Raw genomic sequence first — 26,748 nt, 5'->3', positions numbered from 1 at the left:
GCCGCCCCGCTGGCCAACCGCACCTGACCCGCCGGCCCCGCCGTTGCCCCACAGGAGCCCGCCCGGCCCACCTGCTTGCCCGGTGCCCGGGGTGCCGTCGACGCCGTCGCCGATCAACGGGCGCCCCAGCAGGAAGGTCGCGGGCGCATTGATTACGCCCAGGACGTCGTCGACGAGGCTCGGCACGCCGGCCGAGCTCGCCAATGACGCAGTGATCGCCGCCTCGGCGGTGCTGTAGGAAATCTGCGCACCGCTCAACAACTGGGTGAACCGGGTCTGCGCCTGAAGCACCCGACCGCTCACTGAAAGATATTGCAGCCCAAACTCACCGAACCATTCGGCGATCGCCGCCGACACCTCGTCATCAGCGGCCGCCAACAACGCGGTAGTCGGCAAGGCCGCCGCTGCATTGGCCCGCGCGACCGCCGCTTCGATGCCCGACACGTCTGCGACCGCGGCCGCAATCTGCTCAGCACCAGCGATGACGAACGACATGCCGACTTCCCCTTGCTCGGTGACCGGAGACAGGAGCATCTTGCCAGGGGCAACAGCCGTTCGTCAGTTCATCGCGGGTTCGCGGTCAGTGCATCATTGGCCCGCAGCGATTCGGACAACGCGCTGTCGGCCGGCACGCGGCTCATCGCATCGGCGAGGGCGGCGCTCGCGTCCGGCCCACGAAGTTCGAAATAGTCGAGGGCGCAGCGTAATTCGAATAGAGTGGCGCCCTGGTGGCGGGCCAGCCGCAGGGCGCTCTCCAGGTCGGCGCGACGCGCCGCGGGATCGCTCTGAGCGTGCGATCGAAGCCGTAGCAGTTCGGCGTCGTAGAAGGACATGCCGGTCTCGCGGGCCATCGCCAGCGCGGCATCGAGCCGCGCGCTGTCCTGGTGTCCTGCCGCGATCATCAACCGCGCCAGCGCGCCCTCGAAGAAGGTGAGATACACGTTGAGATCCGCGGAGCGCAATTCGTCGACCAAGCCGGTGATCTCCGCGATTCGGTCGTTGAATTCCGAGTTCGCCAGAGCATTCGCCACGGCTTGCTGAATCGTGCCGCGGAGGCGCCATTGATTGAAGCCGTGCCGTGCTGCGTCCTCAACCATCTCGGCAGCGAGCGTCGACGCACGGTCGAACTGGCCGGTTTCGATCCGCACCCAGATCTCCACGAACCGCAGATACGCAAGGCTGTACGGACCTTGCGGGAATCCCATGCCCTCCACCGATTGCGCGGCGTGCGCCAACTCCGCCTCGGCCGCCGGCAGGCTCCCTTGGACCAGTCGGACCAGAGCCAGGTGAATGTGTGCCGCCACGATCGGGTCGATCGGCAGGTAGCCCACCGTCTCCGTGCTGCGATCGTTGGCCTGGCCCGGGTCGGTGGCCAACTCCAATTGTTCTCGCGCAGCATCGAATTCGCCACGCAGAAACGCCAGCACCCCGGCCCACGCGTGGGTGCGTGGCCAGGATCCCGGCTGCCACTGCTCCAAGGCGGCGCGCAGCAGTTCGAGTGCTTTGGTCGCGCGGCTCAGATCTGCGCGGCCGGTGTAGTAGCCGGTCAGCACGCCCAAGGTCGAGAACAGTTCCTCCGCGGTCGACGTTTTCCCCTGATTGTTGACCGGCACGTCGGCCCCGATCAGTTCCAGGCAACGCTCCAGGTCAGGGGCTACCACGGGACTCGACGGACTGACCGCGCTGCCGGCGAGGAATCCCCGCCCTAACCGGAACGCGATCTCACGGCGGTCGCGGTCGGGGCTGGGCGGGCACTGGTCGAGCTGGTTGAGGGCCTGGCTCAGATGGGCGCGCGCCTCGGTGAGCGCGCCGCGGCGCCGCGCGGCCGCCGAGGCCTGCTGATAAGCGGACGCGGCGTCGTCGAAGCGTTCGGCCTGCCGGTAGTGGCCCGCGACCAGACCCCAGTCCGGCTCACCGCCGAAGCTGCACAGGGCGTCGCCGACTTTGGCGTGCAGCGTCCGGCGCACGCTGGGTGGAGCCAACTCGGTGGCGACCTCGCGCAGCAGCTCGTGACGGAACCGCCACCCGTCGGTGTTCCACCGCTCGAGCACCTGCGCGTCCGCAAGCTCGTCGATGACGCGTTGCAGGTCGTCGGCGTCCACGTCGACCACGGTTCTCAGCAGCCCGGTGTCGATGTAGCGACCGATGACGGCGGCGGCTTCGACCACCGGCACCACCTCGGCACTTGCCCGAAGCCGGGCGAACAACGGCTCGTAGAGCGCCTCTGGCACACCAACCTCGGTGATTCCGGATACCACCTGTTCGATGTAGAAAGGCACGCCGTCACAGCGGGATTGGACGGCGGCCCGCTCCTGTGGCGTCAGGCCGGGATTCAGGGCGACGATCAGCTCGTCGGACTCCCGCTCCGTCAACGGTTCGAGGTCGAACACTCTCGCCCGCCAGCTGTCGGGCAACCATCCTTTGTCCCGTCCGGTGACGACCAGCAGCAGGTGTCCGCGTGCCCGGTCCAGCAGTCCGCCGAGCACCTCGAGGCTGGTGGGGTCGAACCAGTGTGCGTCCTCGGCGATCACCAAACCGGGCGCGCCGTTCAGGCAGGCCAGCAGGTAGTCCTGCACCGCCTCGGCGATCAGATCGTAGAGCTCGGGGCCTTCGTCGGCCGCGGCCTGATATCCGTGCTGGGCGTCGATGCCCAACACCGGTGCCAACAGGGGGATGAAACGACCAGGATCCAATCCGAGCCTCGCCAATTCGCTGTGCAGCAGCGTCAGGCGGTCGGCCGGACTGGTGAGACGGCCGATGCCGCAACGGCGTTCGAGCAGGGCGCGCACCGGATACAAGCCGGCATCGGCGTGGAAGGGCGAGCCGATCAGCTCGATCGCCGCATTCCCGGATTGACTGACCAGCGCCTGGGCCGCCGCCGCGAGCCTGCTCTTGCCGATGCCGGGTTCACCGCAGAACACCACCGGCGTGCTCGATTGTCCGGCTTGCGCCCGCGCCCAACTCGTCTGCAGGTACTGCCATTCGCCGGACCGGCCGACCAGAGGGCCCGGCGCAATCCGGGCCGGCAGGGACCTTTCGCCGAGCACCCGGTGGTGGTCGATCAACCCCTCGACGCCCTTGACCGGTGCGGCCGGGCGGGCCTCCAGGTCGAACGACTCGTGCACCAGGCGGGCGACTGGATCGGATACGACGACCGTCCCCGGCGGCGCCAGGCTGCACACTCTGGCAGCCAAGTTGGCACCCAGGCCATACACGTCGGCCTGAGTGGTGTCCAGATAGACCACGCCGCGGTGCACGCCGACCCGCACGCTGATCTCAAAGCCGAAGCGCGCCTTCGCCTTCGCGCTCAGCTTCGGTACGGCACGGGTTATCTCCAGGCCGGCCAGAACGGCGCGGCGCACATCGTCCTCGTGCGCCACCGGGTGGCCGAAAACCGCCAGCAAACCGTCACCGGCGGTGGAGCCGATGTGACCGCCGAAGCGGTTCACGATATCGAGCACCTGTTCGCGATACCGGCCCACCACGAGGCGGTACGTCTCCGGCTCGATTCGGGTGGACAGCGCGGTGGAATCGACCAGGTCGGCGAAAAGGATTGTCAGCCGCCGGATCTCGCCACCGTGGGCTGGGGCGGCGAGGAGTTCTTCGGCGTCGACATTACCCTCGTCGGCGGCAAGTACCTGACCCGCCAACGCGGTCGCCGCGGCATGATCCCCGGTGCCGAGCGCCGCGACCGCGCGGTCCAGCAGCGCGTCGATCAGTGCGGGCCCGTCCCGGTCGTCCACGTCGTGTCACCCCCGGCGAGATAACGCGTTGATGTCGGCATTTATCTTCGTCGACGTCAAGCCGGGCAGCAAACCCGAAAAGGTGTCGAGACGTCAGGATCGGTTGATTCGTCCGACAACCGCCGCGGGTGTGCCTTAACATCGCCATGTCGCCGATTCGGGGGGCGACAGCTCTCGATGTAACTGGGCTGTCGGAGGTGTGGCGTGTCGTATGTGACTGTAGTGCCGGAGTCGGTGATGGCTGCGGCTTCGGACTTGGCGAATGTCGGTTCGACAATCAGCCAGGCCAATGCGGCGGCGGCAGCCTCGACCACCCGCGTGGTGGCTGCCGCCCAGGATGAGGTTTCCACGGCGATCGCGGCGCTGTTCGGCAGCCACGGGCAGGAATTCCAGGCGCTCAGCGCCAAAACCGCTGCGTTTCACAGCCAGATGGTGGCGGCCTTGACCGGCGGCGCGGTCTCCTATGTCGAGGCTGAGGCCGCCAACGTGCTGGGGTTGATGGGCGGCGGTCTCGCCGGTCAGTCTGCAGCCGCGGCGCTCAGTAGTGCTGCGGCGACCGCGGCGGGCGAAGGCCCTTTCGACTTTTTATTGAAGCTGGTCGAGGGATTGGGCCGAACCCTAGGCGCACAGGTCGACCGGAGGATCTGGCAGGCGGGCAAAGCGGCGGAGCAGGCGCTGACGCAGGGGATAATAGCCAACGGTCTGAAGCTCGCTGCCAAGAATGGCGTGGAGGTCTTTACCGACGGGAAAAACTTTGTCCTTTCCGGGGGCCGGTTTCCTGGCCTCTACTCGGCCGAGCGCTTTCTGGAAATAATTGAAAACCCTCGTTACGCCAGCGACCAGTTCTTCAAGGTGTATACGGACCTCGGCCTCGATTCCCAATTTCTGCGAAACCTCGTTGGCTCCCAACTAGAGGTCGTAGCACGCGGCCAGGGGCTTGCCCAAAGTTATATTCAACGAGTCGGCCAGCAGATCTACCTGATTGACACCGATGTTCAAGGTCAAATCATCCGCCAGTTCCAAGGGACGGAAGCGCAGATCCGCGGTCTGCAGTTGGCAAGTCAAGCGTACGGAGATGCGCTGAGGGCAATTCAACACGCAGAAGAAGAGTATTTAAGACAAGCTGAACAGTTCGCCAGACGAATGGCAGAACAAGCACTGAAAGAAGCCGAAATAATTGTTAACGAGGCGCGCGCAGCGGGTCTGATCAAGTAACCGACCCGGGCCGGATACGGGCCGGCGCCGCTCGTCTATAGAGCCCCCTGTCAGGATTGAACTGACGACCGCTCGCTTACAAGGCGAGTGCTCTACCACTGAGCTAAGGAGGCCGGTGAAACCGGTGCCAGCCTAACTGGTCACGGCTCGCCGTCCACGATGCGTTGCGAGCGCACCGGCCGCGACGACGAACGCGGACGGCGCCCCGGCAGCGGGAAGCGGTCGGCGATGCTGCTCAGCGGGTTGACCACCATCGTCAGTGAGATGACCGCGTCTTGCAGGGTCGCGATGGCGGGTTCCAGGGCTTCCATTCCCGGGGCCAGACGAGCCAGAGTGTCGGCTACGTTGGCCAACTGTTCCAGCGGCCCGTTCTTCGCCGTCAGTGTGTCTATCAGGCCGCCTTCGGAGAGCAGTTTGTCAGCCAGCCCGTCCTCGGCCAGCACCCGCTCGATCATTCCGTCGGCACCCAGCAGCTGATCGGCCAGTCCTCCGGGCTGCAATGCGCGCTGCAGTCCGCCGCCCTCGGCGGTCAGGCGGTCGACCAGGCCGCCCTCGGAGGTCAGCAGATCGACTACCCCGCCCGGACGAAGCATCCGGTCCATCGGGCCATTGGGAGCGATAGCGCGTCCCAGCGGCATGTCGTCGTCGAGCAGGCGGGCGAGCCGGTTGGCGCGGGCCAGCGCATCGTCGAGGCCCAGCATGTTGGCCATCGCATTGGACCCGCTCGGGCCGCTGGTGTCGCCCAGCGCCTGCTTGGCCAGGCCCACCCCTGCCCCGGCGATATTCAGGCTCGCCTCCGCGGCGGCCAACCCGGCCCGCGCGGGCGCGGTCGCAACACCCATGAGGGCTTTGACGAGGTTCATCCTGCGAGTCTATTCGTGGCGCACGCACGGACAACACCGCGCGGTTCCCGGGTCACCCGACGACTCCTGGCAGACTGCTAGCAGATTACTTGCACCGACCTTTCAGGAAGTTTTCAATGATTCGGAAGCTAATACACAAGTTCGGGAGATTGACGTGACATTGGGACACCCCGGCGGCGAGAACACCAAACCTGAGGCTCGCATCCTCGTCGTGGACGACGAGGCCAACATCGTCGAGCTGCTCTCGGTGAGCTTGAAGTTCCAGGGATTCGAGGTCATCACCGCGACCAACGGCGCCCAGGCTCTCGACCGGGCCCGCGAAACCAAGCCCGACGCGGTGATTCTCGACGTGATGATGCCCGGCATGGACGGCTTCGGGGTCCTGCGCAGGCTGCGCGCCGACGGTATCGAGGCCCCCGCGTTGTTCTTGACCGCCCGAGACTCGTTGCAGGACAAGATCGCCGGCCTGACCCTCGGTGGCGACGACTATGTGACCAAGCCGTTCAGTCTCGAAGAGGTGGTGGCCCGGCTGCGGGTGATCCTGCGCCGCGCGGGCAAGGGCAGCACTAACGAACCGCGCAATGCGCGGCTGACGTTCGCCGACATCGAGCTCGACGAGGAAACGCACGAAGTGTGGAAGGCGGGCCAGCCAGTGTCGCTGTCGCCCACTGAGTTCACCCTGCTGCGCTACTTCGTCATCAACGCCGGCACCGTACTGAGCAAGCCGAAGATCCTCGACCACGTCTGGCGCTACGACTTCGGCGGTGACGTCAACGTGGTGGAGTCCTACGTCTCCTATCTGCGTCGCAAGATCGACACCGGGGAGAAGCGGCTGTTGCACACCCTGCGCGGGGTGGGCTACGTGCTGCGCGAACCGCGCTGAGATGGCCGGCCGGTACCACCGCGGCGTGCCCTTACGGGTAAGCCTGGTAGCAGCAACCCTGGTGCTGGTCTTGTGCGGACTATTGGCGTCGGGGATCGCGGTGACCTCGATCCTGCGCCACAGTCTGGTGAGCCGCATCGATTCGACCCTGATGGACGCCACCCGCACCTGGGCTCAGGCGCCGTGGAAGCACACCACGTCCAACGGGCAGGGCTTCGATCCGGCCCGGCCGCCGTCGAAGTTCTATGTTCGGGCGATCAGCCCGGACGGCCACCCGATGACGGCCATCAACGACCGCAACGCCGAGCCCGCGCTGCCCGCCAACAACGACGTCGGCCCCAACCCGACGACGCTGCCTTCGGTCAGCGATTCGGACATCCAGTGGCGGGCGGTGACGGTCCGCGGGCCGCAGGGCGGCATCACGACGGTGGCCATCGACCTCTCCGATGTCGACCACACGGTCCGTTCGCTGGTCTGGTTGCAGGCCGGCATCGGCACCGCGGTGCTGGTGGTGGTCGGCATCGCCAGCTTTGTCGTGGTGCATCGCAGTTTGCGGCCGCTGGCCGAAGTCGAGCAGACCGCGGCCGCGATCGCCGGGGGCCAGCTGGACCGCCGCGTCACCGAACGCGACCCGCGGACCGAAGTCGGCCGACTTTCCCTGGCGCTCAACGGAATGCTGTCGCAGATTCAGGAAGCGGTGGCGGCCTCGGAATCGTCGGCCGAAACCGCCCGTGATTCAGAGGAACGGATGCGGCGGTTCATCACCGACGCCAGCCACGAACTGCGCACCCCGCTGACCACCATTCGCGGGTTCGCCGAGTTGTACCGCCAGGGCGCCGCGCGCGACGTCTCGATGCTGCTCTCCCGGATCGAGAGCGAGGCCAGCCGAATGGGGTTGTTGGTCGACGACCTGCTGCTGCTGGCGCGCCTGGATGTGCAGCGGCCTCTGGAGCACCACCGGGTGGACCTGCTGGCGCTGGCCAGCGACGCGGTGCACGACGGGCGGGCCATCGACCCCCAGCGCACCATCACCATGCAGGTGTTCGACGGGCCCGGCACCCCCGAGGTATTGGGCGACGAAGCGCGGCTGCGTCAGGTGCTGAGCAACCTCGTCGCGAACGCGATCCAGCACACGCCGGTGACCGCCGACGTCACCATCCGGGTCGGCACCGACGGCGACGACGCGGTGCTGGAGATCGCGGACAAGGGACCCGGCATGAGCCAGGAGGACGCGGACCGGATCTTCGAGCGCTTCTACCGCACCGATTCGTCGCGCGCGCGGGCCAGTGGCGGCACCGGACTGGGATTGTCGATCGTCGACTCGCTGGTCAAAGCCCACGGTGGCACCGTCAGCGTCACCACCGCGCCAGGGGCGGGGTGCTGCTTCCGGGTCGCGCTGCCCCGGGTCAGTGACGTGGTCGCCCAGGTCGGCTAGCAACCGCGTTGAGGCTGCGCTGAAGGCGACGACACGCCGCGCAACCGCGCCCTGGCCGCAGCGTCAGTGCGAAGATATTTCGGCCAGCGCGGCCTTGATCTTCGCCTGCGCCTCGTCCAGCGACTCGGGTGAGGGGTTGCGGTCGACATGGGCGAACCCGAAGTCGCTGAGGTTGCGTGCGGGGAAGACGTGGACGTGCAAATGCGGCACCTCCAGCCCGGCGATGATCACGCCGGCGCGGTCCGCCGAGAAGGCCTTCGTCACGGCCTTCCCGATCAACTGGCTCACCTCCATGACGCGCGCGAACACCGGTGGGTCCACGTTCTGCCACTGGTCGATCTCCGCGCGTGGCACCACCAGGGTGTGCCCTTGCGTCATCGGCTCGATCGTCAGGAACGCGACGACGTCGTCGTCCTCGTAGACGAAGCGCCCGGGGATTTCACGGTTGATGATCTTGGTGAAGATCGATGCCATTGCCCCAGCATAGGTTCGGCCCAGGCAATAAGGTCATCCGCGTGCAGGTACCGATCGCGCGACGCACCATGCTCGCGCTCGCTGCGGCCGGCGCCCTCGGCGCGGCGCTGCCGGCCTGCGGCGCCGACGAAGACGAGCCCTACCAGCTGACCTCCTACGGCTACGATTCCGACGTCTCGGAGCCCGGGGCTCCCGAGGCGCCCAAGCCGCTGGGCCGGTTGCCTGCGGCGGCATCGGTGAACACGGAATGGTTGCCCCCGGTGGGCCGGCAGACCATGCCGAACTGTTTCGTGTGGGCGACGGTGTACGGCCTGGCGACGTACTACGCCGCCCGCAAAACCCGCACTGCGCCAAGCGCTCCCGCTCGCCGCGCCGGTCCCGACTACGCCTACATCCGGTATCAGCTGGCCAACCAGCTCACCGAAAACACCTGCAAGGGCGGCCAAATGGTCAAGTGCCTGAATTGGTTACAAGCCAAAGGTGGTACGCCTTCACTGGCTGCGGCGCCCAACATCGGCAGACGCAAGTCCACCACGTCGTGTGAGGCCAACTGGACCGACTATGGTTCGCGAACCATCGACCCGGACCCGATGTTCCGGATCCCCGGCCACAAACTGATCAGGATCACCGGCCCCGAGGGCCTGAACCACCTGAGGACGGTCATCGCACAGGGTCTGCCGGTCGCTTTCGGCGTCAACCTCTACAGCGACTTCCCGCACTATCGCGGCTCACCGTCGCCGTACGTCGGCAACGGACAGTGGATGCTGAACTCGTCCGGCAAGAAGGCCGGGCACGTCATGGTGATCACCGCCTACGACGACAACAAGAACGCCGGCGCGGTGCGAATTCAGAACAGCTTCGGAAAGCGTTGGGGTGAAGACGGATTCATGTGGATGGCCTATGACACTCTGGCGAAGATGGCGCAGGGGGCCGGGGTGTTCATCCCCGATGAGGCCTAACGCCGCGATTCGGCGCAGCCGAATCGTTAACGCACCGTTGCCGTGTCGTGCTCAACGGTCGTCAAAATCCCATGTGACCCAAATCACGGGAGGCGACCTTGGTGCGTTTTCCCAAAGCGCTGCTTGCGATTCCGATGGCAGTGCTGACCGCATGCGCGGCGTCTCTGGTTCCGGCGCTGACACCGGCACACGCCGCCGGCGCATTCGGGCCCCTCGGCCCGCCCAACCCTTACATGGCGCCAAACGGCCTGGCCTCGATGCACAACGACGCCGGATCGGCTGACGCCGGACCGCTTCCCGGGCCCGGTGCCCGCCTGGTGCCGGTTTTCGGCTACCCGTTGTTGGCCGCCTGTCCGACGATCACCCAGGGCACCGACGGTCTGGTGCTGGCGCTGTGCACCACGATCACCCAGCAGGCTCCGGTGCTGCATCTGATCGACCCCGGCGGCATCCTTCCGCAGATCATCCCGCTGGCCAGCATGGACATCACCAAAGGCGGCCTGCTCGGCGGGGTCTATGCCTATCTGGACAACAACAATGAGATGGTGCTGATCGACGGCACCAACCACCTGCTGCGCATCGCGCATGTCAAGGATGAGCGCGGGCGGTGGCAGCTGGTCGTCACCGAGAACACCGACCTGTCCAGCGCGATACCGCCCGGCGACAGCTCGGTGGGTGTCGTCCCCGACTACCAGGGCAACGTCTGGTTCGCGACCGCCGGCGGTGTGGTCGGCGTGGCGAAAGCCGCTGGGGGAGTGGCGAGTTTGCAGCTTCCCGCCGGCCAGCAGGTGGCCAACAGCATCTCCGCGTCGCCACTGAACCGCATCGCCGTGGCCACGACGTTCGCGATCTACGAGATCAACCTCAACGGTGGCGGCAACCCGCAGGTCATCTGGAGCCAGAACTACGACCGCGGGCCGGCCCGCAAACCCGGTCAACTCAGTTGGGGAACCGGTTCCACCCCAACCTATTTCGGCCCAACCGGGGCTGACTACGTGACCATCGTGGACAACGCGGAGCCGCAGGTGCACGCGATGGTCTACCAGTCCGGCACCGGCAATGTCGTGTGTCAGCAGACCGTGCTGACGCAGGGCGGACCGGGCAGCGAGAACTCGCCGATCGGGGCCGGCAACTCGATGTTCATCGCCAGCACGTACGGCTACCCCTATCCGGCGGTGCCGCCGGGTGCGGGTCCGGCGGTGCCGCCGACGGCACCCTTCGTCGGCGGCATGACCCGGGTGGACATGGACAGTCCGGGACCGGGTTGTCATACCGTGTGGGAGAGCAAGGTTCGCAGTGCCGCGCTGCCGCACCTGTCCACCGGCGACGGCCTGATCTACACCATCACCCGGATCGGGTTGGACCAGACCACGCCGTTGGACGTGTTCGCCTACGCGGTCATCGACCCGACCACCGGCAATCTGATGCATCAGCAGCCGAAGTCGGCCACCATCCTCAGCGACCCGATTCAGACGGCGTGCATGGTGCTGATGGGCGGCAAGATCATGCAGGGAAACATCACCGGCATCGGCCGCATCGGCTAGTTCCCTTTCTGCTCGCGCGGGGTCACTCCTGCGCGAATGTCATCATCTCCAGGTTCCAGTACCCGCGCATGCTGTTGATCAGCCCCTCGGCGTTGACGCGATAGGTGAACACGCCGCGCACCTCGCTGCTGAAACCACCCTCGAACTTGCTGTGCAGCACCAGGATATGAGCGATCTCATTAGGCGAGCTGGACGGGAAAGTCTCTTCGCAGGTGATCGTCAACTGATTGGCGGCGATGTTGGTGTCGTAGAAGGTGGCTACGCCTTCCTTGCCCTTCACTCCGGTGCCGTCCGGATTGGTCACTGACTTGCCGATCGGGTCCTCGACGACCACGTCGTCGGCCATCAGTGCCAGCCAGCCCTCGCGGTCGTGGGCCTGTACACAGCGCCAGGACGACTGCGACGCGGTCAGGGCCGGGGATTGGGCGGTTTGGGTCATTATGGTTCTCCTTCTTCAGATTGCACACGCGGCGCGGGCGCCGTCTTCGGTGGCTTTGCGGATCAGGCCCAGGCCGGTGCAGTCACCGGCGGCGTGAATCGGGGTGTCGGGCAGGGCGTCAACCAGCGCGTCGAACAGTCCGGTGTCCGGTTCGACGCTGCCCGCGATGACGACGCTGTCGGCGGCCAGTTCGCGGATGACGCCCCCGGCCGGGGTGAAAACCACTGCGCCGGAGCTGATTCGCTCGATCTCGGCGCGGACATGGACGGTGACGCCCAACCGGTCCAGGCGATCGGTGTGCTCGGTCTTGCGTTTGGCGCCGACCTCGGGAGCGATGTCCTTGCCGCCCTCGAGTACCGACACCAACCGGCCCCGCGCGGCCAGGAATTCGGCCAACTCGAGCGCCACCAGATCGCCACCGATGACGGTGACCCGGCGGCCGAGCGGCATCCAGGCACGGCTGGCCATCCGGACGGCGCCCGGGCGCAGAAACCGCCTGCCGTCCAGCATTTTCCGCAGACCTGGGCCGGTGTGCACGTGCGGCAGGTGGGCACCCGGTATCGACGGGACCGCGACCCGGCCACCGGTGGCCACCACCACCGCGTCCGGCTTCAAGGCGGCGACGTCGGGTGCCGAAACATCGTGGTCGAGAAGCACTTCGGTGCTGCTGAGGGCGATCTCCCGGCGCAGGTACCGCAGGAAGGGCTGATTCTCGGGATGCAGCATGCTTGCCCAGCGCAGTGCGCCGCCCAGTTGCCGGCCGCGCTCGAAAAGGGTGACGCGATGCCCGCGTTCGGCCGCCACCCGCGCCGTCTCCAGCCCGGCCGGCCCACCGCCGATCACCACCACCCGCTTCACCCGCGCGGCAACCGGCGCCGCCAGCGCGCGTTCCTTCCCGGTGCGGGGATTCACCGCGCAGTCGACCGAGAATCGTTGTTCCATTGCGTCGATGCAGTTCTCGCAGGAGATGCACCTACGCACCCGGTTCGCCTGTCCGCCGGCGAGCTTGGCCGGCAGGTCGGGATCAGCCAGCAGCGGACGGCCCATGGCGATGAAGTCGGCGCGCCCATCGGCCAGGATCCGTTCGGCCCGGACGGGGTCGTGGATGCGGCCGACGGCGATCACCGGCACGTCGACCACCTGTTTGACTGCAGCAGCGGCGCCGATGTTCACTGCGTCGCCGTCGTCGGCGCTGTTCACCATGCCGGTGACGAGCCGGTCGATCACACCACCGCTGACGTGGAACGCATTGACGCCCGCGGCGACGAGTTCGGGTGCCATCCGGGCGGTTTCGTAGATCGGCCGGCCGCCGGCGACCCGTTCGTATCCGGAGATGCGCAAGGTGATCGGCAGCGCGTCGCCGATTTCGGAGCGGATGGCCGCCAGCGCGTCCAGCACCACACGCAGCCTGCCGTGCGCGGTGTGCCCACTGTAGGAGTCGGTGCGCCGATTGCGTTGCGGCGCAAGGAATGATCCCAGCAGCATGTAGCCGTGCGCGGCGTGCAGCTCGATACCGTCGTAACCCGCCTCCACGGCCCTGCGCGCCGCGGCTTTGAACAGGTCGAGCACCTCGGTGAGCTGCGCACTGGTGATCTCCACCGATGGACGGCCGGTGAGGTACGACGGGATCACCGACGGCCCCAGCGACGTCGCGCCGAACATCTCCGGTCCCAGCCCGTCGGGCCCGGCGTGCACGATCTGCGGCTGAATCTTCGCCCCGTGCTGGTGCACCTCGTCCACCAGCGCCCGGTGCGCGTGCACCGCCGCGTCGGTGCCCAGATGCAGACCGCCCGGAGTCTCCGGGTGCTGCGGGTCAATGCCCGTGGCGCCCAGCGTGATCAGGCCCACACCGCCCTTGGCGCGGGCGGCGAAGTAGTCGCGGGTGCGCTCGGACGGTAATCCGTCCGGGGTGCCGTACATCGTCTCCATCGGAGACATGACCACCCGGTTGCGCACCGTCATGGCGCCGATTCGCCCCGGCGCCAACAGGTGCGGAAAGCCGGTCACTCAGGACCAGGGTTACCGATCAGCGTCCGTGTAGCGGATGACGCCGCGAATGTTCTTGCCTTCCAGCATGTCCTGGTAACCCTCGTTGATCTGCTCCAGGCGGTACTGGGTGGTGACCATGTCATCCAGGTTCAGCTTGCCGGCCTTGTACATCGACAGCAGCTGCGGGATGTCGTACTGCGGGTTTCCGCCGCCGAAGATGGTGCCCTGCAGGTTCTTCTGCATCAGGGTCAGCATCGCGAGGTTGAGGTTGACGTTGGTGTCGAGCAGGCTGCCGATGGCGGTCAGAACGCAGGTGCCGCCCTTTTGGGTGATGTTGAGGTAGTTGTCGACGTCGGCGCCGTGCAGTTCGCCGACGGTGACGACCACCTTGTGGGCCATCAGCCCGTAGGTGACCTCCATGATGCCCATCAGAGCGGCGTTGATGTCCGGGTAGACGTGGGTGGCACCGAACTTCAGCGCCTGGTCGCGCTTCCACTCCACCGGGTCGATCGCGAAGATGTAGCGGGCACCGGCGTTGACCGCGCCCTGCAGGGCCGCCATGCCGACGCCGCCGACGCCGACGATCGCGACGTCCTGGCCCGGCCGGATGTCGGCGGTGCGGACCGCCGAGCCGTAGCCGGTGGTGACGCCGCAGCCGACCAGCGCGGCCACCTCGAACGGAACGGACGGGTCGATCTTCACCACCGAGCTGCGGTGCACGACCATGTACGGCGAGAAAGTCCCGAGCAGCGTCATCGGGAAGACGTTCTGGCCGCGGGCCTGGATGCGGAAGGTGCCGTCGCTCACGGCCGCGCCGGCCAGCAGCCCGGCGCCGAGGTCGCACAGGTTGCGCATCCCGGACTGACAGGTCGGGCACTGCCCGCAGGACGGGATGAACGACAGCACCACGTGGTCGCCCGGGGCGATGTCCTCCACGCCGGGGCCGACCTCGGTGACGATGCCGGCACCCTCATGGCCACCGAGCACCGGGAAGCCTGCCATCGGGATGCCGCCGGTCACCAGGTGATGGTCCGAGTGGCACATGCCGGCCGCTTCCATCTGGATCTTGACTTCGTCCTTGGCGGGGTCGCCAATTTCGATGTCCTCGATGGACCACGGCTGGTTGAATTCCCAGATCAGTGCGCCTTTTGTCTTCACGGTGGACCTGACCCCATTTCGCCTTTGAATTGAGTAGTGCCTGGCTCCATCATGCCCGGCACGGTAGTGATGAGTGCCACAGGGCACTCCTGATTGGTCAGCATAGCGCGTTTAACAAACCAAATGCTTGGTTGGGTGCGCGCGACCATCGGACCGGCTCACCAGATAGGTGCCGGTGCCTCGCCCAGCGGGTAGTAACCAGGCAGTTTCTCGCCTGCCAAGCTGCGCTCGATGCGCTTCTGCATCCCGGGAGACAGCTTCCCTGCCTTCATCAGGTCCAGGTAGAGCGCCTGGACGTGGCCGAAGTCGAAGAAGTCGCGCTGCCACTCGATCTTGGCGTCGGCGTTGAGCCGGAACCAGCTGCCGCCGATGCCGTAGATCTCCGAGCGGCCGCCGTCGGAGTCGATGGCGACCTGCTTCCAGAACCCGACGATCTCACCCTGCTTGTCGTCGATGAGCACCTTCTGATAGGGGTACTGCCAGTTCTCCAGCCCCTCCATCTCCAGGCCGAGGGCGATGTCGCGGATCTCGTCGATGCCGACGCACATCACGTCCTCTTTGGGCCCGATGTTCCAGCCGTAGGTCGCGTCATCGGCGTAGAAGTCGGCCAACGGCTTCCAGTCGCCGTTCCGCTCGGCCTCCCGGTTGACCTCCAGCCAGCGTTCGACCCAGTCTTCCAATGCCTCGCGGGGGTGTGACGCCATCAGCTTTCCTTCTCTTTGATGAACAGGGCTTGGGTAGGGCACGATTCGACGGCCCGCTCGACCTCGTCGCGGGCGTCCTCCGGCGGCTCGGCGTCGATGATCTCGACCTTGCCGCGCCGGGGCACCCGGAAGTAGTCCGGGGCCTCCAGCTCACACATGGCATGACCCTGGCACAGGTCCAGATCCGCTTCGATCCTGAATCCCATCTTGAATCCCCTCGCGGTTATCCCTGAGTGCGCCTGCGGTAGCGGACCTTTGCCGGCCGGGCCAACTGCACCACCATCTTGGAGTGGTCGTTGTGGTAGCTGTCGGCCGGCTGAGCCATCTCGAACTCGTACTCGCGCAACAGAACCGAGAAGATAGCCTTGATCTGCATCTGAGCGAACGCGGCGCCGACGCAGCGATGCCGGCCCGCGCCGAACGGAATCCAGGTCCAGCGGTTGACCAGGTCCTCCTGCCGCGGTTTCTCGTAGCGGTCGGGATCGAAAGAATCGGGGTCGGGGAAGTCCTCCGGGATCCTGTTGGAGATCGCCGGGGACGCGGCGACGAAGTCGCCCTTGTGAATCGGGTAACCCTCCACCTCGAACTCGCCCTGGGCCACCCGCATCAGGATGATCAACGGCGGGTGCAGTCGCAGGGTTTCCTTGAGCACATTCTCCAGCTTCGGGATCTGGCGTAGCGCATGGAAACTCACCTCTTGGCCGTCGGCGTAGAGTTCCTCGAGTTCCTGGACGACCTCGGCGTAGGCCTCGGGGTGGCGCATCAGTTCGATCAGTGTCCAGGCCGAGGTGCCGGAACTGGTGTGGTGGCCCGCGAACATCAGTGAGATGAACATGCCGGTGACCTCGTCGGCGGAGAACCGGAGGTTGCCATCCTCGTCCTTGATGGACACCAGCACGTCGAGCATGTCGCGGTCGGTTTTGTCCTTGGGCGGGTTGGCGATTCGCTGGTCCATGATCTCCTGCACCAACGCCACCAGACCGACGCGGGCCTCGTCGCGGATGCGGAAGCTCTCGATCGGCAGGTTGGGATCGACGTAGCACAGCGGGTCGGTGCCCCGCTCCAGTTGGTGGTAGAAGTGTGCGAACCGGGAGTCCAGCTGGTTGCGGAACTTCAGCCCGATCAGGCAGGCGGTCGAGGTGTAAATGGTCAACTCGGCGAAGAAGTCGAGCAGGTCGATCTCGCCTTCATCGCCCCAGTCGGCCACCATCTTTCGCACCTCGCCCTCGATGGTGACGGCATGGCCCTTCATGTGCTCGCCGCGCAGCGCCGAGTTGTGCAGCATCTCCTTGCGCCGCTCCGGGCTGGCGTCGAAAACCACGCCCTTGCCGAAGATCGGCGTCATGAACGGGTAGGCCTCGGCCTGATCCAGATCCTCGTCGGCCGAACGGAAGAAGAATTCGTTGGCCCCCGCACCGGTGAGCAGGGTGACGTGCTTGCCGGCCAGCTGGAACCAGCCGACGTCGCCGCATTCGTCGCGTACCCGCTGCATCAGCCCGATCGGGTCGGTGCGGAACTCCTCGAGGTGGCCGTGTTCTTCCTCGCCGCCGGAAACCCGCGGCACCGCTAGCTGGCTAGTCATGAATTCAGCGCTTTCTCATCGACTTTCAGTTGCTGACGGTCCTTGGTGGTGACCAGCGGAGCTTCCGGTTGCAGCTCCATGTTCACCACGAACCCGCCCCTCGGTGTCTCGGCGACGAACGTGATCGCCCGGGCCAGGTCGGAGGCCCGCAGGAAGTAGTCGTGGCGGGCCTGACCCCACTTGGCCCAGTCCTCCAGCGCCGGACCGATCAACTCGGCCGGCAGGCTCCAGCCCATCCCCGTCTTCGTCGGGCCGGGGTGCACGATGGACGCCCGCACACCGGTGCCCTCCAGCTCCATCTGCAGGTTGGTGACCATGGCGATCAGCCCGGCCTTCGCCGCACCGTATGCGCCCATGTGTGGCCGTTGCCGCAGCGCGACGTCGGAACCCACGAAGATGAGGTCGCCCCGCTGCCGCTGCAGCATGCCCGGAAGTACCGCGGTGGCAAGCCGATTCGCCCCGATCAGGTGGATCTGCAGCTGCGACTCGAACGCCTCGCTGTCGATCTCGTGCAGTTTGCCGAAATAGGTGTCGCCGGCGCCGGCGACCAACACCTCGATCTCGCCGAGCTGCTCGGTGGCTTGGGACACGAAGTCTTTGACCGACTGCGGGTCGGTGACGTCGAGCGGCAGCGCGACCGCCTCGCCGCCGTCGGCGCGGATCTTGTCGACGAGCTCCTGGCACTTCTCCACCCGCCGGGCACCGAGCGCCACCGGAAAGCCCCGGGCGGCAAGCTCGATGGCGGTCGCGGCACCGATACCCGAGGACGCGCCCGCGACGATGGCGGGCCGGCGTGCGGGATGCGGCTCGAAGCGGGGCATCAGGAAACCTCCACGGTGACGGGTAGGTGAGCGAACCCGCGGACGTTGCTGGAGTGAACGCGGACGGCGTTGGCCTCGTCCACCTCGTATCCGCGGATTCGCTTGAACAACTCGGTCAGCGCTACCCGCGCCTCCATCCGGGCCAGGTGGGCCCCCAGACAGAAGTGGGCTCCACTGCCGAAACTCAGAAGCTTCGAGCCGATGTCACGGCCGATCACGAAATCGTCGGGCCGGTCGAACACGCGCTCGTCGCGGTGGGCCGAGCCGGGCAGCAGCAACAGCACGTCCCCTTCGGGCAGCGTGGTGTCGTAGAGCTCCAGCGGGCCGGACACGGTGCGGGCCAGGATCTGGCTGGACGTGTCGTAACGCAGCGTTTCCTCGACCCACAGCGGAATCCGAGACAGGTCGGCGTAGAGCGGCGTCAGCTGGTCGGGGTTCTTGTGCCCCCAGAAGGCGGCATTGGCAAGGAGTTTGGTGGTCGTCTCATTGCCGGCGATCACCATCAGGAACATGAACCCGAGGACTTCCTCGTCGGTGAGCCGGTCACCGTCGATCTCGGCTTCCAGCAGCGCCGACGTCAGGTCGTCGGTGAGCTTCTTGCGGCGTTCGGCGATCATGCCCTGGTAGTAGACGATCAGGTTGATCGACGCTTCGATCGCCGATGCCGGCACGTCGGTGACGCCGTCTTCGCGGTGCATGACGCCGTCGGCCCAGGCGCGGATGCGGTCGCGATCGGCCACCGGCACGCCCATCAGTTCCGAGATCACGTCCATCGGCAGCTTGCCGGCGAATTCGGCGACGTAGTCGACGGTTCCGGACGCAGCCTTCTCCAGCATCACGTCGAGGTGCTGCACGGCGAGTTCGGTTACCCGGGGTTCGAGTTCGCGAATGCGTCGCGGCGTGAAACCTTTGGACACCAGCGTGCGCAGCCGTAGATGCGCCGGGTCGTCCATGGCCAGAAACGACATCGTCTTCGACGCGTGCGGGCCGCGCGAGACGGGATCCAATGAGACTCCGTCGCGGTTGGAGAGTGTGGTGCTGTTGCGAAAACCCTGGTGCACATCGCTATGCCGCGAGACCGCCCAGAAACCGAGCGCTTCGTTGTGGTAGAGCGGCGCCTCATCACGCAGCCGCCGGTAGTACGGGTACGGGTCCTCGTGGAAGTCGTAATCGTATGGGTCCAGGATCAATTCCGGATCCCCGACATGAATCGTCATGCATCACCGCCCTTTTCGGCCCCGGTCAGGATGAGGCCCACCACGTCGGCCAACCGGTCGGCAATCTCGTGATAAGTGAACTCGCCGCTCCCGGCCTGAACCAGGGCGCCGTAGAAGGCCATTTGCAACGCGGCGACGGTGCCGGCCTCGGCGCCCGGCCCGATGGCCGAGGCGATGCGGCGGTGGATCTCCGCACCGATCCGGTCCCGGACGGCGCGCACCGCGGGGTCGGTACCTCCGCCCAGCAGTGCCGCCGTGCATGCCGCGCCCACTTCCGGCTCGTCGGCGACGACGAGCGCGAGATGCCGCAGCGCCTGATCCACCCGGGTGTGCATCGCGACGTTGACGTCGGTGAAATACGGCACCTGGCGCACCAGGTCGAGGTAGACCTCGGCGATCAGGTGGTTCTTGGATGAGAAGTACGTGTACGCGGTCGCCGGCGCCACTTTCGCCTTGGCCGCCACCATGCGGACGGTCAGGTCCGCGTAGGAGTTCTCCCGCATCGTCTCCATGCCGGCGGCCAGCACCTTCCGGAAGGTTTCCTCCTGGCGGCGGTTCCGCGGAGTCCTGCCGGCCGGCTGCTGAGCCTGGTCGGCTACCGAAACCGCGGCATCACTGGACACATGTCCAAAGTAGAGGACGGGTGCGCCGCGAAGCAAGTCCCAAGCTTGAATATGCAGGTGAAGCAGGCTTATATTCGCACATCCGGCGCGCCTGCGGGATCGGCCCTTGCACGTCCGGCGACTCCGGGGCTATGGTGCGGAAGAACAATATCGGACAGTTGTCCATTCAGATTCGTCCTCGGCTTCGCACGGCCGAGCGCATGTGGTGGGAGTGGTAGATGGCCCTGTTGGCCGACGGCGTGAGTGCACTGTTCATCGACGGCAAGTTCCCGGAAGGCGGTGCGGGCACTTTCCCGACCGCCAACCCGGCCACCGAGGAGGTGCTGGGCGTCGCCGCGGATGCCGACGCGCAGGACATGGGTCGTGCCATCGAAGCGGCGCGGCGCGCCTTCGACGACACCGACTGGTCGCGCAACACCGAACTGCGGGTGCGGTGCATCCGGCAGTTGCGTGACGCGATGCAGCAGCACACCGAGGAACTGCGCGAACTGACCATCGCCGAGGTGGGTGCGCCGCGGATGCTCACCTCGATGGCCCAATTGGAGGGCCCGGTCAACGACCTGGCGTTCGCGGCGGACACCGCCGAAAGCTATGTCTGGAACCAGGATCTCGGTCAGGCGGCGCCGATGGGCATTCCGACCCGGCGCACCATCGCCCGGGAGGCGGTCGGTGTCGTCGGCGCCATCACCCCGTGGAATTTTCCGCACCAGATCAATCTCGCCAAGCTGGGACCCGCCCTGGCCGCGGGCAACACCATCGTGCTGAAGCCTGCGCCCGACACCCCTTGGTGCGCGGCGGTGCTGGGCGAACTCATCGCCGAGCACACCGACATCCCGCCGGGCGTGGTCAACATCGTCACCTCCAGCGACCACAGCGTGGGCGCGCTGCTCGCCAAAGACCCTCGGGTGGACATGATTTCGTTCACCGGTTCCACCGCCACCGGGCGGAGCGTGATGAGCGATTCGGCCGCCACCATCAAGAAGGTGTTCCTGGAACTGGGTGGGAAGTCGGCGTTCGTCGTGCTCGATGACGCTGACCTGGCCGGTGCCTGCGCGATGGCGGCGTTCACCGCGTCCATGCACGCCGGGCAGGGCTGCGCGATCACCACCCGGTTGGTGGTGCCCCGGGCGCATTACGATGATGCCGTCGCGGCCGCGGCGGGAACCATGTCCGGGATCAAGCCGGGTGATCCGAACGATCCCGGAACCGTCTGCGGCCCGGTCATTTCGGCTCGGCAGCGAGACCGTGTCCAGGGTTACCTCGACTCAGCGACTGCCGAGGGCGGGACCTTCGCCTGCGGCGGTGGCCGGCCGGCGGGGCGCAATGTCGGTTATTTCATCGAACCCACCGTCATCGCGGGCCTGGGCAACGACGCGCGGGTGGCCCGGGAGGAGATCTTCGGGCCGGTGCTCACGGTGATCGCGCATGACGGCGACGAGGACGCGCTGCGCATCGCCAACGACTCGCCATATGGACTGTCCGGCACCGTGTTCAGTGCGGACGCGGATCGCGCCGCCCGATTCGCGTCGCGGATGCGGGTAGGCACCGTCAATGTCAACGGCGGCGTCTGGTACTCCGCGGACGCGCCGTTCGGCGGCTACAAGCAGTCGGGCAACGGGCGTGAGATGGGCCTGGCCGGGTTCGAAGAATACCTGGAAATCAAAACCATTGCGACGGCAGTGAATTAGAGGAGCGTAGCGTGCAGTTCGAGAACAAGGTAGCCATCGTCACCGGGTCCGGCGGCGGCATCGGCCAGGCGTACGTCGAGGCGCTGGCGCGCGAGGGCGCCGCGGTGGTGGTGGCCGACATCAACGCCGAGGCCGCCGAAGGTGTGGCCAAGCAGATCGTCGCGGACGGCGGAACCGCCATCAGCGTCCCGGTGGACGTGTCCGACCCGGCATCGGCCAAGGCGATGGCCGATCGCACCCTCGCCGAGTTCGGCGGCATCGACTACCTGGTCAACAACGCCGCGATCTTCGGCGGGATGAAGCTGGATTTCCTGCTCACCGTGGACCCCGAGTACTACAAGCGGTTCATGAGCGTGAATCTCGATGGCGCCCTGTGGTGTACCCGCGCGGTCTACAAGAAGATGGCCAAGCGGGGCGGTGGGGCGATCGTCAACCAGTCGTCCACGGCGGCGTGGCTTTACGCCAACTTCTACGGCCTGGCCAAGGTCGGGATCAACGGCCTCACCCAGCAACTGTCCCGGGAACTGGGTGGCCAGAACATCCGGATCAACGCGATCGCACCCGGCCCGATCGACACTGAGGCCAACCGGACCACCACGCCCAAGGAGATCGTCGACGACATCGTCAAGGGACTCCCGTTGTCGCGCATGGGAACCCCAGACGATCTGGTGGGCATGTGTCTGTTCCTGTTGAGCGATCAGGCCCGCTGGATCACTGGTCAGATCTTCAACGTCGACGGTGGACAGATCATCCGATCATGAGTGAACTCAAGCTGGGCTACATCGGACTTGGCAACATGGGCGCCCCGATGGCCAAGAAAATGTCCGAATGGCCGGGCGGGCTGACGGTGTACGACGTCCGGGCCGAAGCGATGGCGCCATTCGCTGACCGGGGCGCCCACCTCGCCGACAGTGTGGCCGACGTCGCCGAAGCCGACATCATCAGCGTGACAGTGCTGAACGACGGACAGGTCCGCGAGGTGGTGCGCGAGCTGGCCTCCCGCGCCAAGCCCGGCACCATCATCGCGATCCATTCGACAATCAGCGACGCCACCGCTGAAGAGCTGGCGCGTGACCTGGAACCGCAGGACATTCATGTCATCGATGCGCCCGTCAGCGGTGGTGGTCGGGCCGCGCGTTTCGGTCAGCTGGCAACGATGGTGGGAGCGAGCGATGACGTATTCGCCCGTGTCAAAGAGCCTTTCGAGCACTGGGCGGAATTGGTGGTGCATGCCGGGCCGCCCGGAGCGGGCACCCGGATGAAGCTGGCGCGCAACATGCTCACTTTCACCACGTACGCGGCGGTGGGAGAGGCGTGGAAGCTGGCCGAAGCCGCCGGCTTGAATCTGCAGGACTTGGGCAACGTTGTTCGGCACACGGACAAGCTGACCGGCGGAGCCGGTTCGATCATGTTCCGCGAAGATACGAAAGACCTTGAGCCGGGCCACTTTTTATACGACGGGTTTACACACACCCGTGGGCTGGGGGAGAAGGATCTGAGCTTGGCGCTGGCCCTGGCCGAATCGGTTTCGGTCGACCTGCCGCTGGCTAAGCTGGCGCTGGAACGGCTGGCCCCGGGCCTCGGAGTACCCCACGACGAACAGAAAGACGCGTGATGGACGAACTGCGCCGCAAGGGCCTGGACAAGATGAACGAGGTCTACGGCTGGGAGATGCCCAATATCGAGGGCGACCCCTACTTCGACCTGACGGTGGACCACCTGTTCGGTTCCATCTGGACCCGGCCCGGGTTGTCGATGCGGGACAAGCGGATCATGACGCTGACCGCGGTCACCGCCATCGGAAATCGCGACCTGGCCGAAATTCAGATCAACGCCGCGCTGCTGAATGGCGAGCTGAGCGAGACCGAGCTGAAGGAAATGGCGCTGTTCCTCACGCATTACCTGGGTTTTCCGCTGGGTTCGGCGCTCAATGGGGCCGTCGACACGGTTGTGGCCAGGCGTAAGAAGGCGGCGGCCAAGGGCGCAGAGGAAGACAAGAAGGCCAATGTCGAACGCGCACTCAAGATGAATTCGGGCGGCACCTGAGACCGCCGAGCAGACGCTAAATCGCTGTATTTCGCCACTAAATAGGCGATTTCGCGTCTGCTCGCCCTAGTAGGGGCGACCGCCGGCGGGCATCACATACTCCGAGATCGGCGCCGATAAGCCGTTGACCGACGTTCCGCCGTTGATGATGCCCGGCGCCATCTCGATCATGCTCTGCGGGAACCCGAAAGCCGGCCTGGTGAGAGCGTCCAGTCGCGCCAGGTCGTCGGCCGTGAGCTGCACGTCCACCGCCCGCACGTTCTCGTCTAACTGCGAAAGCCGTCGTGCCCCGATGATGATGGAGGTCACCGCCTGCCGCGCCTGCAGCCAGGCCAGTGCCACGCTGGACACCGCGGTGTCGTGCGCGCGGGCGATGATCTCGAGTTCGTCGATGAGGGCGTACGTCTCCTCGTTGAGGAAGGTGTCGACCATGGCGCCGCGGCCAGACTGTTGCCGGTCCGTGTTGGCGCGCGTGTACTTTCCGCTCAGCACACCGCCTTTCAGCGGTGACCAGGGTGTGATCCCGAGACCGAATTCGGTGGCCATCGGCACGAGTTCCTGTTCGACGGTGCGTTCCAGCAACGAATATTCGATCTGCAAGCCGACGAATGACGACCAGCCGCGGAAACGCGCGATCAGGTTGGCCTCCACGATCTTCCAGGCCGGGGTGTCCGAGACGCCCAGGTAGCGCACCTTGCCGGCACGGACCAGGTCGTCCAGTGCGGCCATCGTCTCCTCGATGGGAGTGTTCTGGTCCCACATGTGCAGCCAGTACAGGTCGATGTAGTCGGTCTGCAAGCGCCGCAACGAGTTCTCGCACGCCTTGATCACCGACTTGCGGCCCGAGCCGCCGCCGTTGGGGTCGCCCGGGTACAGGTTGCCGCTGAACTTGGTGGCGATCACCAGGCGATCGCGCCGGGCCGGATGGCGTCCGACGTGGTCGCCGATAATCTTTTCGGAGTGGCTCCTGGTGTAGAAGTTGGCCGTGTCGATGAAGTTGCCGCCGAGTTCGAGGTAGCGGTCGATGATTTGTTGGGACTCCTCGACGCTGGTGCCCCAGCCGAGGTCTTCACCGAACGTCATGGCCCCCAGGCACAGCGGGCTGACCCGCAATCCTGATCGACCGAGTGTCGCGTACTGATCCAGAGGCATGTCGCCCGCTTTCTGGTAAGTTGTTCGACTATGCGATTGTTCATTAATAAACTAGTTCACGACTGAACGATCTGGCAAGTCGATGTCTGCTGTCGAGGCGGCCAAGATCTGGTCGCTCAACTATCGGGTCCTGCTGTCGGTGATCTCGTGCGCGGAGCCTCGCATCAGCGCGCTGGGCCTGGAGTCCAAGGAGCTTTTCCTGCTCGCGGAGATCGATGAGCACCCGTACCCCGTCGAACTCGCGGCGGCGTTGAGCATGCCCAAGGCGACCGTCACGCTCTACCTCAAACGACTGGAAGCGGCGAAATTCGTGCGCCGTGAGATCGACCCCGCCGACCTGCGACGCCACCGTCTGCTGCTCACCCCGGAGGGACGCCGGGCCGCCACCAAGGGTCTGGCGCTGCTGTCGGAGGAGTTCGACAAGCGCCTCGGCCGCCTCACCGTCAGGCAGCAGCATGACCTCAGGGACCTGCTGGAAAAGATTCTCTAGCGGGATGTCCCGAAGCCTGGCGAGCAGACGCGAAATCGCACGTTCGCTTCGCGAAACGTGCGATTTTGTGTCTGCTCGGCGTCAGATAGTCTGACCTGTCGTGCGCGTCCTGGTGATCGGCTCCGGTGCCCGTGAACATGCCCTGCTGCTGGCGCTCAGTAGAGACCCGCAGGTCACGGGGCTGATCGTCGCCCCCGGCAATGCGGGCACCGCCCGGCTGGCCGAGCAATACGACGTCGATGTCACCTCCGCTGATCAGGTCGTGGGCCTGGCGCGAAAGGTCGAGGCCGACCTGGTGGTGATCGGACCCGAGGTGCCGCTGGTGCTGGGGGTGGCCGACGCCCTGCGCGCCGCAGGCATCGTGTGCTTCGGTCCCGGCAAGGACGCGGCGCGGATCGAAGGGTCCAAGGCCTTCGCCAAAGAGGTGATGGCTGCGGCCGGGGTCCGGACAGCGGCCAGTGAGATCGTCGACAACCCGGCGCATCTCGACGCCGCCCTGGAACGTTTCGGGCCGCCTGCGGGTGATCCGGCCTGGGTGGTCAAGGACGACTCGCTGGCTGCCGGCAAAGGCGTCGTGGTGACCGCGGACCGCGACGCCGCCCGCGCCCACGCCGCCGGCCTGCTGGAGTCGGGTCATCCGGTGCTGCTCGAGTCGTTCCTGGACGGACCCGAGGTCTCGTTGTTCTGCGTGCTCGACGGCGCGACCGTGGTGCCACTGCTGCCTGCCCAGGACTTCAAACGGGTCGGCGACGGCGATGCCGGCCCCAACACCGGTGGCATGGGCGCCTACGCGCCGCTGCCCTGGCTGCCCGACGACGTCTACCGCGAGATCGTCAGCCGGGTCGTCCAACCCGTTGCGGCCGAACTCGTCCGGCGCGGCAGCCCGTTCAACGGCCTGCTCTACGCCGGTCTGGCGATCACCTCCAACGGTCCCGCGGTGGTCGAATTCAATTGCCGCTTCGGCGATCCGGAGACTCAGGCGGTGCTGGCCCTACTGGAATCGCCGCTCGGCCAACTACTGCACGCCGCCGGCAGCGGAAAGCTGGCTGACTTCGAGCAGTTGCGTTGGCGCGATGGCGCTGCAGTGACCGTGGTGCTGGCGGCCGAGAACTATCCCGGACGGCCGCGGGTCGGAGACGTCATCGTCGGCTCCGAAGCCGACGGCGTCCTGCACGCCGGCACCGCACGCCGTGACGACGGAGCAATCGTCTCCTCCGGGGGACGAGTGCTGTCAGTGGTCGGTACCGGAGCGGACCTGGCCGAAGCGCGTGCCCGTGCGTACGAGATCCTCGGATCGATTCGATTGCCCGGCGGCCACTTTCGCACCGACATCGGTCGGCGCGCGGCCGAAGGGGAGATCAGCCTCCGGTAGCAGGCGCGCCTACCGCTGGTATTGCGGGCAGTAGACGGTGATCGCGGCGTTGACCCCTGCGGCCGCCTGGGCGGGGGTCACGGTGTTGTTGCCGTTCACGGTCGCCTGAACGGAATCGTTTGGTGTCGCGCCGTTTTGCAGGCTCGTGCACACCGCGCGGCCGGTCGCGGCGGCCGTGGCCGGGTCGGTCACGGTGAGGCCGGGAATGCCGGACACCATGTTGACGAAGGCCTGGTCCGGGTCCGGCGGCCGTTGCGGAGGAGGTGCCGGCGCTTTCGGCGGTGACGGCAGAGCGGGCGCCGAAGCGACCGGAGCCGATGCAGCGGCCGGCAGGGGCGGGCGCGGCGGAGC

General features: G+C 66.4%; 26 protein-coding genes and 1 tRNA gene. 11 read left to right on the top strand and 16 right to left on the bottom strand.

The window, feature by feature from the left end:
* On the bottom strand, positions 1–495 hold a 495-nt coding region (locus tag AO501_RS32095), incomplete at its 3' end, for a PE family protein (RefSeq protein WP_197419997.1).
* Between the two features lie 68 nt (positions 496–563).
* Positions 564–3,743 carry an ATP-binding protein gene (locus AO501_RS32090; RefSeq protein WP_055581604.1) on the bottom strand — a complete coding sequence of 1,060 codons (3,180 nt, stop codon included), beginning with the start codon at positions 3,741–3,743 and terminating at the stop codon, positions 564–566.
* Positions 3,744–3,947: 204 nt separating this feature from the next.
* On the opposite strand from AO501_RS32090, the gene AO501_RS40450 reads away from it, so the two are divergent.
* Positions 3,948–4,958 carry a PE family protein gene (locus AO501_RS40450; protein ID WP_197419996.1) on the top strand — a complete coding sequence of 337 codons (1,011 nt, stop codon included), beginning with the start codon at positions 3,948–3,950 and terminating at the stop codon, positions 4,956–4,958.
* A gap of 41 nt (positions 4,959–4,999) precedes the next feature.
* On the opposite strand, the gene AO501_RS32080 is transcribed toward AO501_RS40450, so the two are convergent.
* Both AO501_RS32080 and AO501_RS32075 read right to left on the bottom strand, forming a co-directional pair.
* A tRNA-Thr gene (locus tag AO501_RS32080) sits at positions 5,000–5,071 on the bottom strand.
* A 27-nt stretch (positions 5,072–5,098) separates the two neighbouring features.
* Complete coding sequence (locus AO501_RS32075) at positions 5,099–5,821, bottom strand: hypothetical protein (protein ID WP_055581602.1); 723 nt, start codon at positions 5,819–5,821, stop codon at positions 5,099–5,101.
* Between the two features lie 154 nt (positions 5,822–5,975).
* Here AO501_RS32075 and phoP point away from each other — a divergent pair, with 154 nt between their 5' ends.
* Positions 5,976–6,704 carry a two-component system response regulator PhoP gene (phoP, locus tag AO501_RS32070; protein WP_055581601.1) on the top strand — a complete coding sequence of 243 codons (729 nt, stop codon included), beginning with the start codon at positions 5,976–5,978 and terminating at the stop codon, positions 6,702–6,704.
* A 1-nt stretch (position 6,705) separates the two neighbouring features.
* Positions 6,706–8,139 carry a sensor histidine kinase gene (locus tag AO501_RS32065; protein ID WP_055581600.1) on the top strand — a complete coding sequence of 478 codons (1,434 nt, stop codon included), beginning with the start codon at positions 6,706–6,708 and terminating at the stop codon, positions 8,137–8,139.
* Between the two features lie 63 nt (positions 8,140–8,202).
* Here the strand turns inward: AO501_RS32065 and AO501_RS32060 are convergent, their stop codons facing one another.
* Positions 8,203–8,613: an HIT family protein gene (locus AO501_RS32060; protein WP_055581599.1), complete on the bottom strand. Its 411-nt coding sequence runs from the start codon at positions 8,611–8,613 to the stop codon at positions 8,203–8,205.
* Between the two features lie 41 nt (positions 8,614–8,654).
* Here AO501_RS32060 and AO501_RS32055 point away from each other — a divergent pair, with 41 nt between their 5' ends.
* Positions 8,655–9,572, top strand: a complete 918-nt coding sequence (locus tag AO501_RS32055; protein ID WP_055581598.1) for a C1 family peptidase — start codon at positions 8,655–8,657, stop codon at positions 9,570–9,572.
* Between the two features lie 101 nt (positions 9,573–9,673).
* Complete coding sequence (locus tag AO501_RS32050; protein ID WP_055581597.1) at positions 9,674–11,116, top strand: hypothetical protein; 1,443 nt, start codon at positions 9,674–9,676, stop codon at positions 11,114–11,116.
* Positions 11,117–11,138: 22 nt separating this feature from the next.
* On the opposite strand, the gene AO501_RS32045 is transcribed toward AO501_RS32050, so the two are convergent.
* From AO501_RS32045 to AO501_RS32005, 9 genes are all read right to left on the bottom strand, one after another.
* Positions 11,139–11,555: a ketosteroid isomerase family protein gene (locus AO501_RS32045; protein WP_055581596.1), complete on the bottom strand. Its 417-nt coding sequence runs from the start codon at positions 11,553–11,555 to the stop codon at positions 11,139–11,141.
* Between the two features lie 15 nt (positions 11,556–11,570).
* The gene (locus AO501_RS32040) at positions 11,571–13,562 is read right to left on the bottom strand and encodes an FAD-dependent oxidoreductase (RefSeq protein ID WP_055581595.1); all 1,992 of its coding nucleotides are present in this window, start codon (positions 13,560–13,562) and stop codon (positions 11,571–11,573) included.
* 12 nt (positions 13,563–13,574) lie between these two features.
* Positions 13,575–14,702 carry an NDMA-dependent alcohol dehydrogenase gene (locus AO501_RS32035; protein WP_055581594.1) on the bottom strand — a complete coding sequence of 376 codons (1,128 nt, stop codon included), beginning with the start codon at positions 14,700–14,702 and terminating at the stop codon, positions 13,575–13,577.
* Positions 14,703–14,860: 158 nt separating this feature from the next.
* The gene (locus AO501_RS32030) at positions 14,861–15,406 is read right to left on the bottom strand and encodes a hypothetical protein (protein ID WP_055581593.1); all 546 of its coding nucleotides are present in this window, start codon (positions 15,404–15,406) and stop codon (positions 14,861–14,863) included.
* Positions 15,406–15,612 carry a ferredoxin gene (locus AO501_RS32025; protein ID WP_055581592.1) on the bottom strand — a complete coding sequence of 69 codons (207 nt, stop codon included), beginning with the start codon at positions 15,610–15,612 and terminating at the stop codon, positions 15,406–15,408. The genes AO501_RS32030 and AO501_RS32025 overlap by 1 nt, the downstream gene beginning before the upstream one ends.
* A gap of 17 nt (positions 15,613–15,629) precedes the next feature.
* Entirely contained in the window at positions 15,630–16,988 is a 1,359-nt protein-coding gene (locus AO501_RS32020; RefSeq protein WP_055581591.1) for a cytochrome P450, read from the bottom strand.
* Positions 16,985–17,809 (bottom strand): SDR family oxidoreductase, encoded by an 825-nt coding sequence (locus tag AO501_RS32015; RefSeq protein WP_055581590.1) that lies wholly within the window; start codon positions 17,807–17,809, stop codon positions 16,985–16,987. The genes AO501_RS32020 and AO501_RS32015 overlap by 4 nt, the downstream gene beginning before the upstream one ends.
* Positions 17,809–19,026 carry a cytochrome P450 gene (locus tag AO501_RS32010; protein ID WP_055581589.1) on the bottom strand — a complete coding sequence of 406 codons (1,218 nt, stop codon included), beginning with the start codon at positions 19,024–19,026 and terminating at the stop codon, positions 17,809–17,811. Before AO501_RS32010 ends, AO501_RS32015 begins: the two co-directional genes overlap by 1 nt.
* The gene (locus AO501_RS32005) at positions 19,023–19,649 is read right to left on the bottom strand and encodes a TetR/AcrR family transcriptional regulator (RefSeq protein ID WP_055581588.1); all 627 of its coding nucleotides are present in this window, start codon (positions 19,647–19,649) and stop codon (positions 19,023–19,025) included. The genes AO501_RS32010 and AO501_RS32005 overlap by 4 nt, the downstream gene beginning before the upstream one ends.
* Before the next feature lie 218 nt (positions 19,650–19,867).
* Here AO501_RS32005 and AO501_RS32000 point away from each other — a divergent pair, with 218 nt between their 5' ends.
* The 4 genes from AO501_RS32000 to AO501_RS31985 are packed head-to-tail and all read left to right on the top strand — an operon-like array spanning position 19,868 to position 23,383.
* Positions 19,868–21,337: an aldehyde dehydrogenase gene (locus tag AO501_RS32000; protein ID WP_055581587.1), complete on the top strand. Its 1,470-nt coding sequence runs from the start codon at positions 19,868–19,870 to the stop codon at positions 21,335–21,337.
* 11 nt (positions 21,338–21,348) lie between these two features.
* Positions 21,349–22,098, top strand: a complete 750-nt coding sequence (locus AO501_RS31995; protein WP_055581586.1) for an SDR family oxidoreductase — start codon at positions 21,349–21,351, stop codon at positions 22,096–22,098.
* The gene (locus tag AO501_RS31990; protein ID WP_055581585.1) at positions 22,095–22,952 is read left to right on the top strand and encodes an NAD(P)-dependent oxidoreductase; all 858 of its coding nucleotides are present in this window, start codon (positions 22,095–22,097) and stop codon (positions 22,950–22,952) included. The genes AO501_RS31995 and AO501_RS31990 overlap by 4 nt, the downstream gene beginning before the upstream one ends.
* Positions 22,952–23,383 (top strand): carboxymuconolactone decarboxylase family protein, encoded by a 432-nt coding sequence (locus tag AO501_RS31985; RefSeq protein ID WP_055581584.1) that lies wholly within the window; start codon positions 22,952–22,954, stop codon positions 23,381–23,383. Before AO501_RS31990 ends, AO501_RS31985 begins: the two co-directional genes overlap by 1 nt.
* A 66-nt stretch (positions 23,384–23,449) precedes the next feature.
* Here the strand turns inward: AO501_RS31985 and AO501_RS31980 are convergent, their stop codons facing one another.
* A complete protein-coding gene (locus tag AO501_RS31980; RefSeq protein WP_055581583.1) occupies positions 23,450–24,535 on the bottom strand; it encodes an aldo/keto reductase in 1,086 nt (361 codons plus the stop codon).
* An 82-nt stretch (positions 24,536–24,617) separates the two neighbouring features.
* Here AO501_RS31980 and AO501_RS31975 point away from each other — a divergent pair, with 82 nt between their 5' ends.
* Together AO501_RS31975 and purD are read left to right on the top strand one after the other, a co-directional pair.
* Positions 24,618–25,025 (top strand): MarR family winged helix-turn-helix transcriptional regulator, encoded by a 408-nt coding sequence (locus tag AO501_RS31975; RefSeq protein ID WP_055581582.1) that lies wholly within the window; start codon positions 24,618–24,620, stop codon positions 25,023–25,025.
* Positions 25,026–25,125: 100 nt separating this feature from the next.
* On the top strand, positions 25,126–26,397 hold the full coding sequence (gene purD / locus AO501_RS31970) for a phosphoribosylamine--glycine ligase (protein ID WP_055581581.1): 1,272 nt from the start codon (positions 25,126–25,128) through the stop codon (positions 26,395–26,397).
* A gap of 9 nt (positions 26,398–26,406) precedes the next feature.
* Here the strand turns inward: purD and AO501_RS31965 are convergent.
* Positions 26,407–26,748: DUF732 domain-containing protein (locus AO501_RS31965; protein ID WP_156452899.1), on the bottom strand; the 342-nt coding region annotated here is incomplete at its 5' end.

This window comes from Mycobacterium gordonae (assembly GCF_001417955.2).
Lineage (GTDB): Bacteria > Actinomycetota > Actinomycetes > Mycobacteriales > Mycobacteriaceae > Mycobacterium > Mycobacterium gordonae_B.
This window is presented reverse-complemented; position numbering and strand designations above follow the sequence as displayed.

Bases quoted from the DNA above. Each gene is read 5' to 3' on its own strand.
- AO501_RS32025 (WP_055581592.1), bottom strand. From the start codon at position 15,612: ATGGGATTCAGGATCGAAGCGGATCTGGACCTGTGCCAGGGTCATGCC.
- AO501_RS32065 (WP_055581600.1), top strand. From the start codon at position 6,706: ATGGCCGGCCGGTACCACCGCGGCGTGCCCTTACGGGTAAGCCTGGTA.
- AO501_RS32010 (WP_055581589.1), bottom strand. From the start codon at position 19,026: ATGACGATTCATGTCGGGGATCCGGAATTGATCCTGGACCCATACGAT.
- AO501_RS32060 (WP_055581599.1), bottom strand. From the start codon at position 8,613: ATGGCATCGATCTTCACCAAGATCATCAACCGTGAAATCCCCGGGCGC.
- AO501_RS31990 (WP_055581585.1), top strand. From the start codon at position 22,095: ATGAGTGAACTCAAGCTGGGCTACATCGGACTTGGCAACATGGGCGCC.
- AO501_RS32045 (WP_055581596.1), bottom strand. From the start codon at position 11,555: ATGACCCAAACCGCCCAATCCCCGGCCCTGACCGCGTCGCAGTCGTCC.
- AO501_RS31985 (WP_055581584.1), top strand. From the start codon at position 22,952: ATGGACGAACTGCGCCGCAAGGGCCTGGACAAGATGAACGAGGTCTAC.
- AO501_RS31980 (WP_055581583.1), bottom strand. From the start codon at position 24,535: ATGCCTCTGGATCAGTACGCGACACTCGGTCGATCAGGATTGCGGGTC.
- AO501_RS31975 (WP_055581582.1), top strand. From the start codon at position 24,618: ATGTCTGCTGTCGAGGCGGCCAAGATCTGGTCGCTCAACTATCGGGTC.
- AO501_RS32015 (WP_055581590.1), bottom strand. From the start codon at position 17,809: ATGCCCCGCTTCGAGCCGCATCCCGCACGCCGGCCCGCCATCGTCGCG.
- AO501_RS32000 (WP_055581587.1), top strand. From the start codon at position 19,868: ATGGCCCTGTTGGCCGACGGCGTGAGTGCACTGTTCATCGACGGCAAG.
- AO501_RS32020 (WP_055581591.1), bottom strand. From the start codon at position 16,988: ATGACTAGCCAGCTAGCGGTGCCGCGGGTTTCCGGCGGCGAGGAAGAA.
- AO501_RS32075 (WP_055581602.1), bottom strand. From the start codon at position 5,821: ATGAACCTCGTCAAAGCCCTCATGGGTGTTGCGACCGCGCCCGCGCGG.
- AO501_RS32030 (WP_055581593.1), bottom strand. From the start codon at position 15,406: ATGGCGTCACACCCCCGCGAGGCATTGGAAGACTGGGTCGAACGCTGG.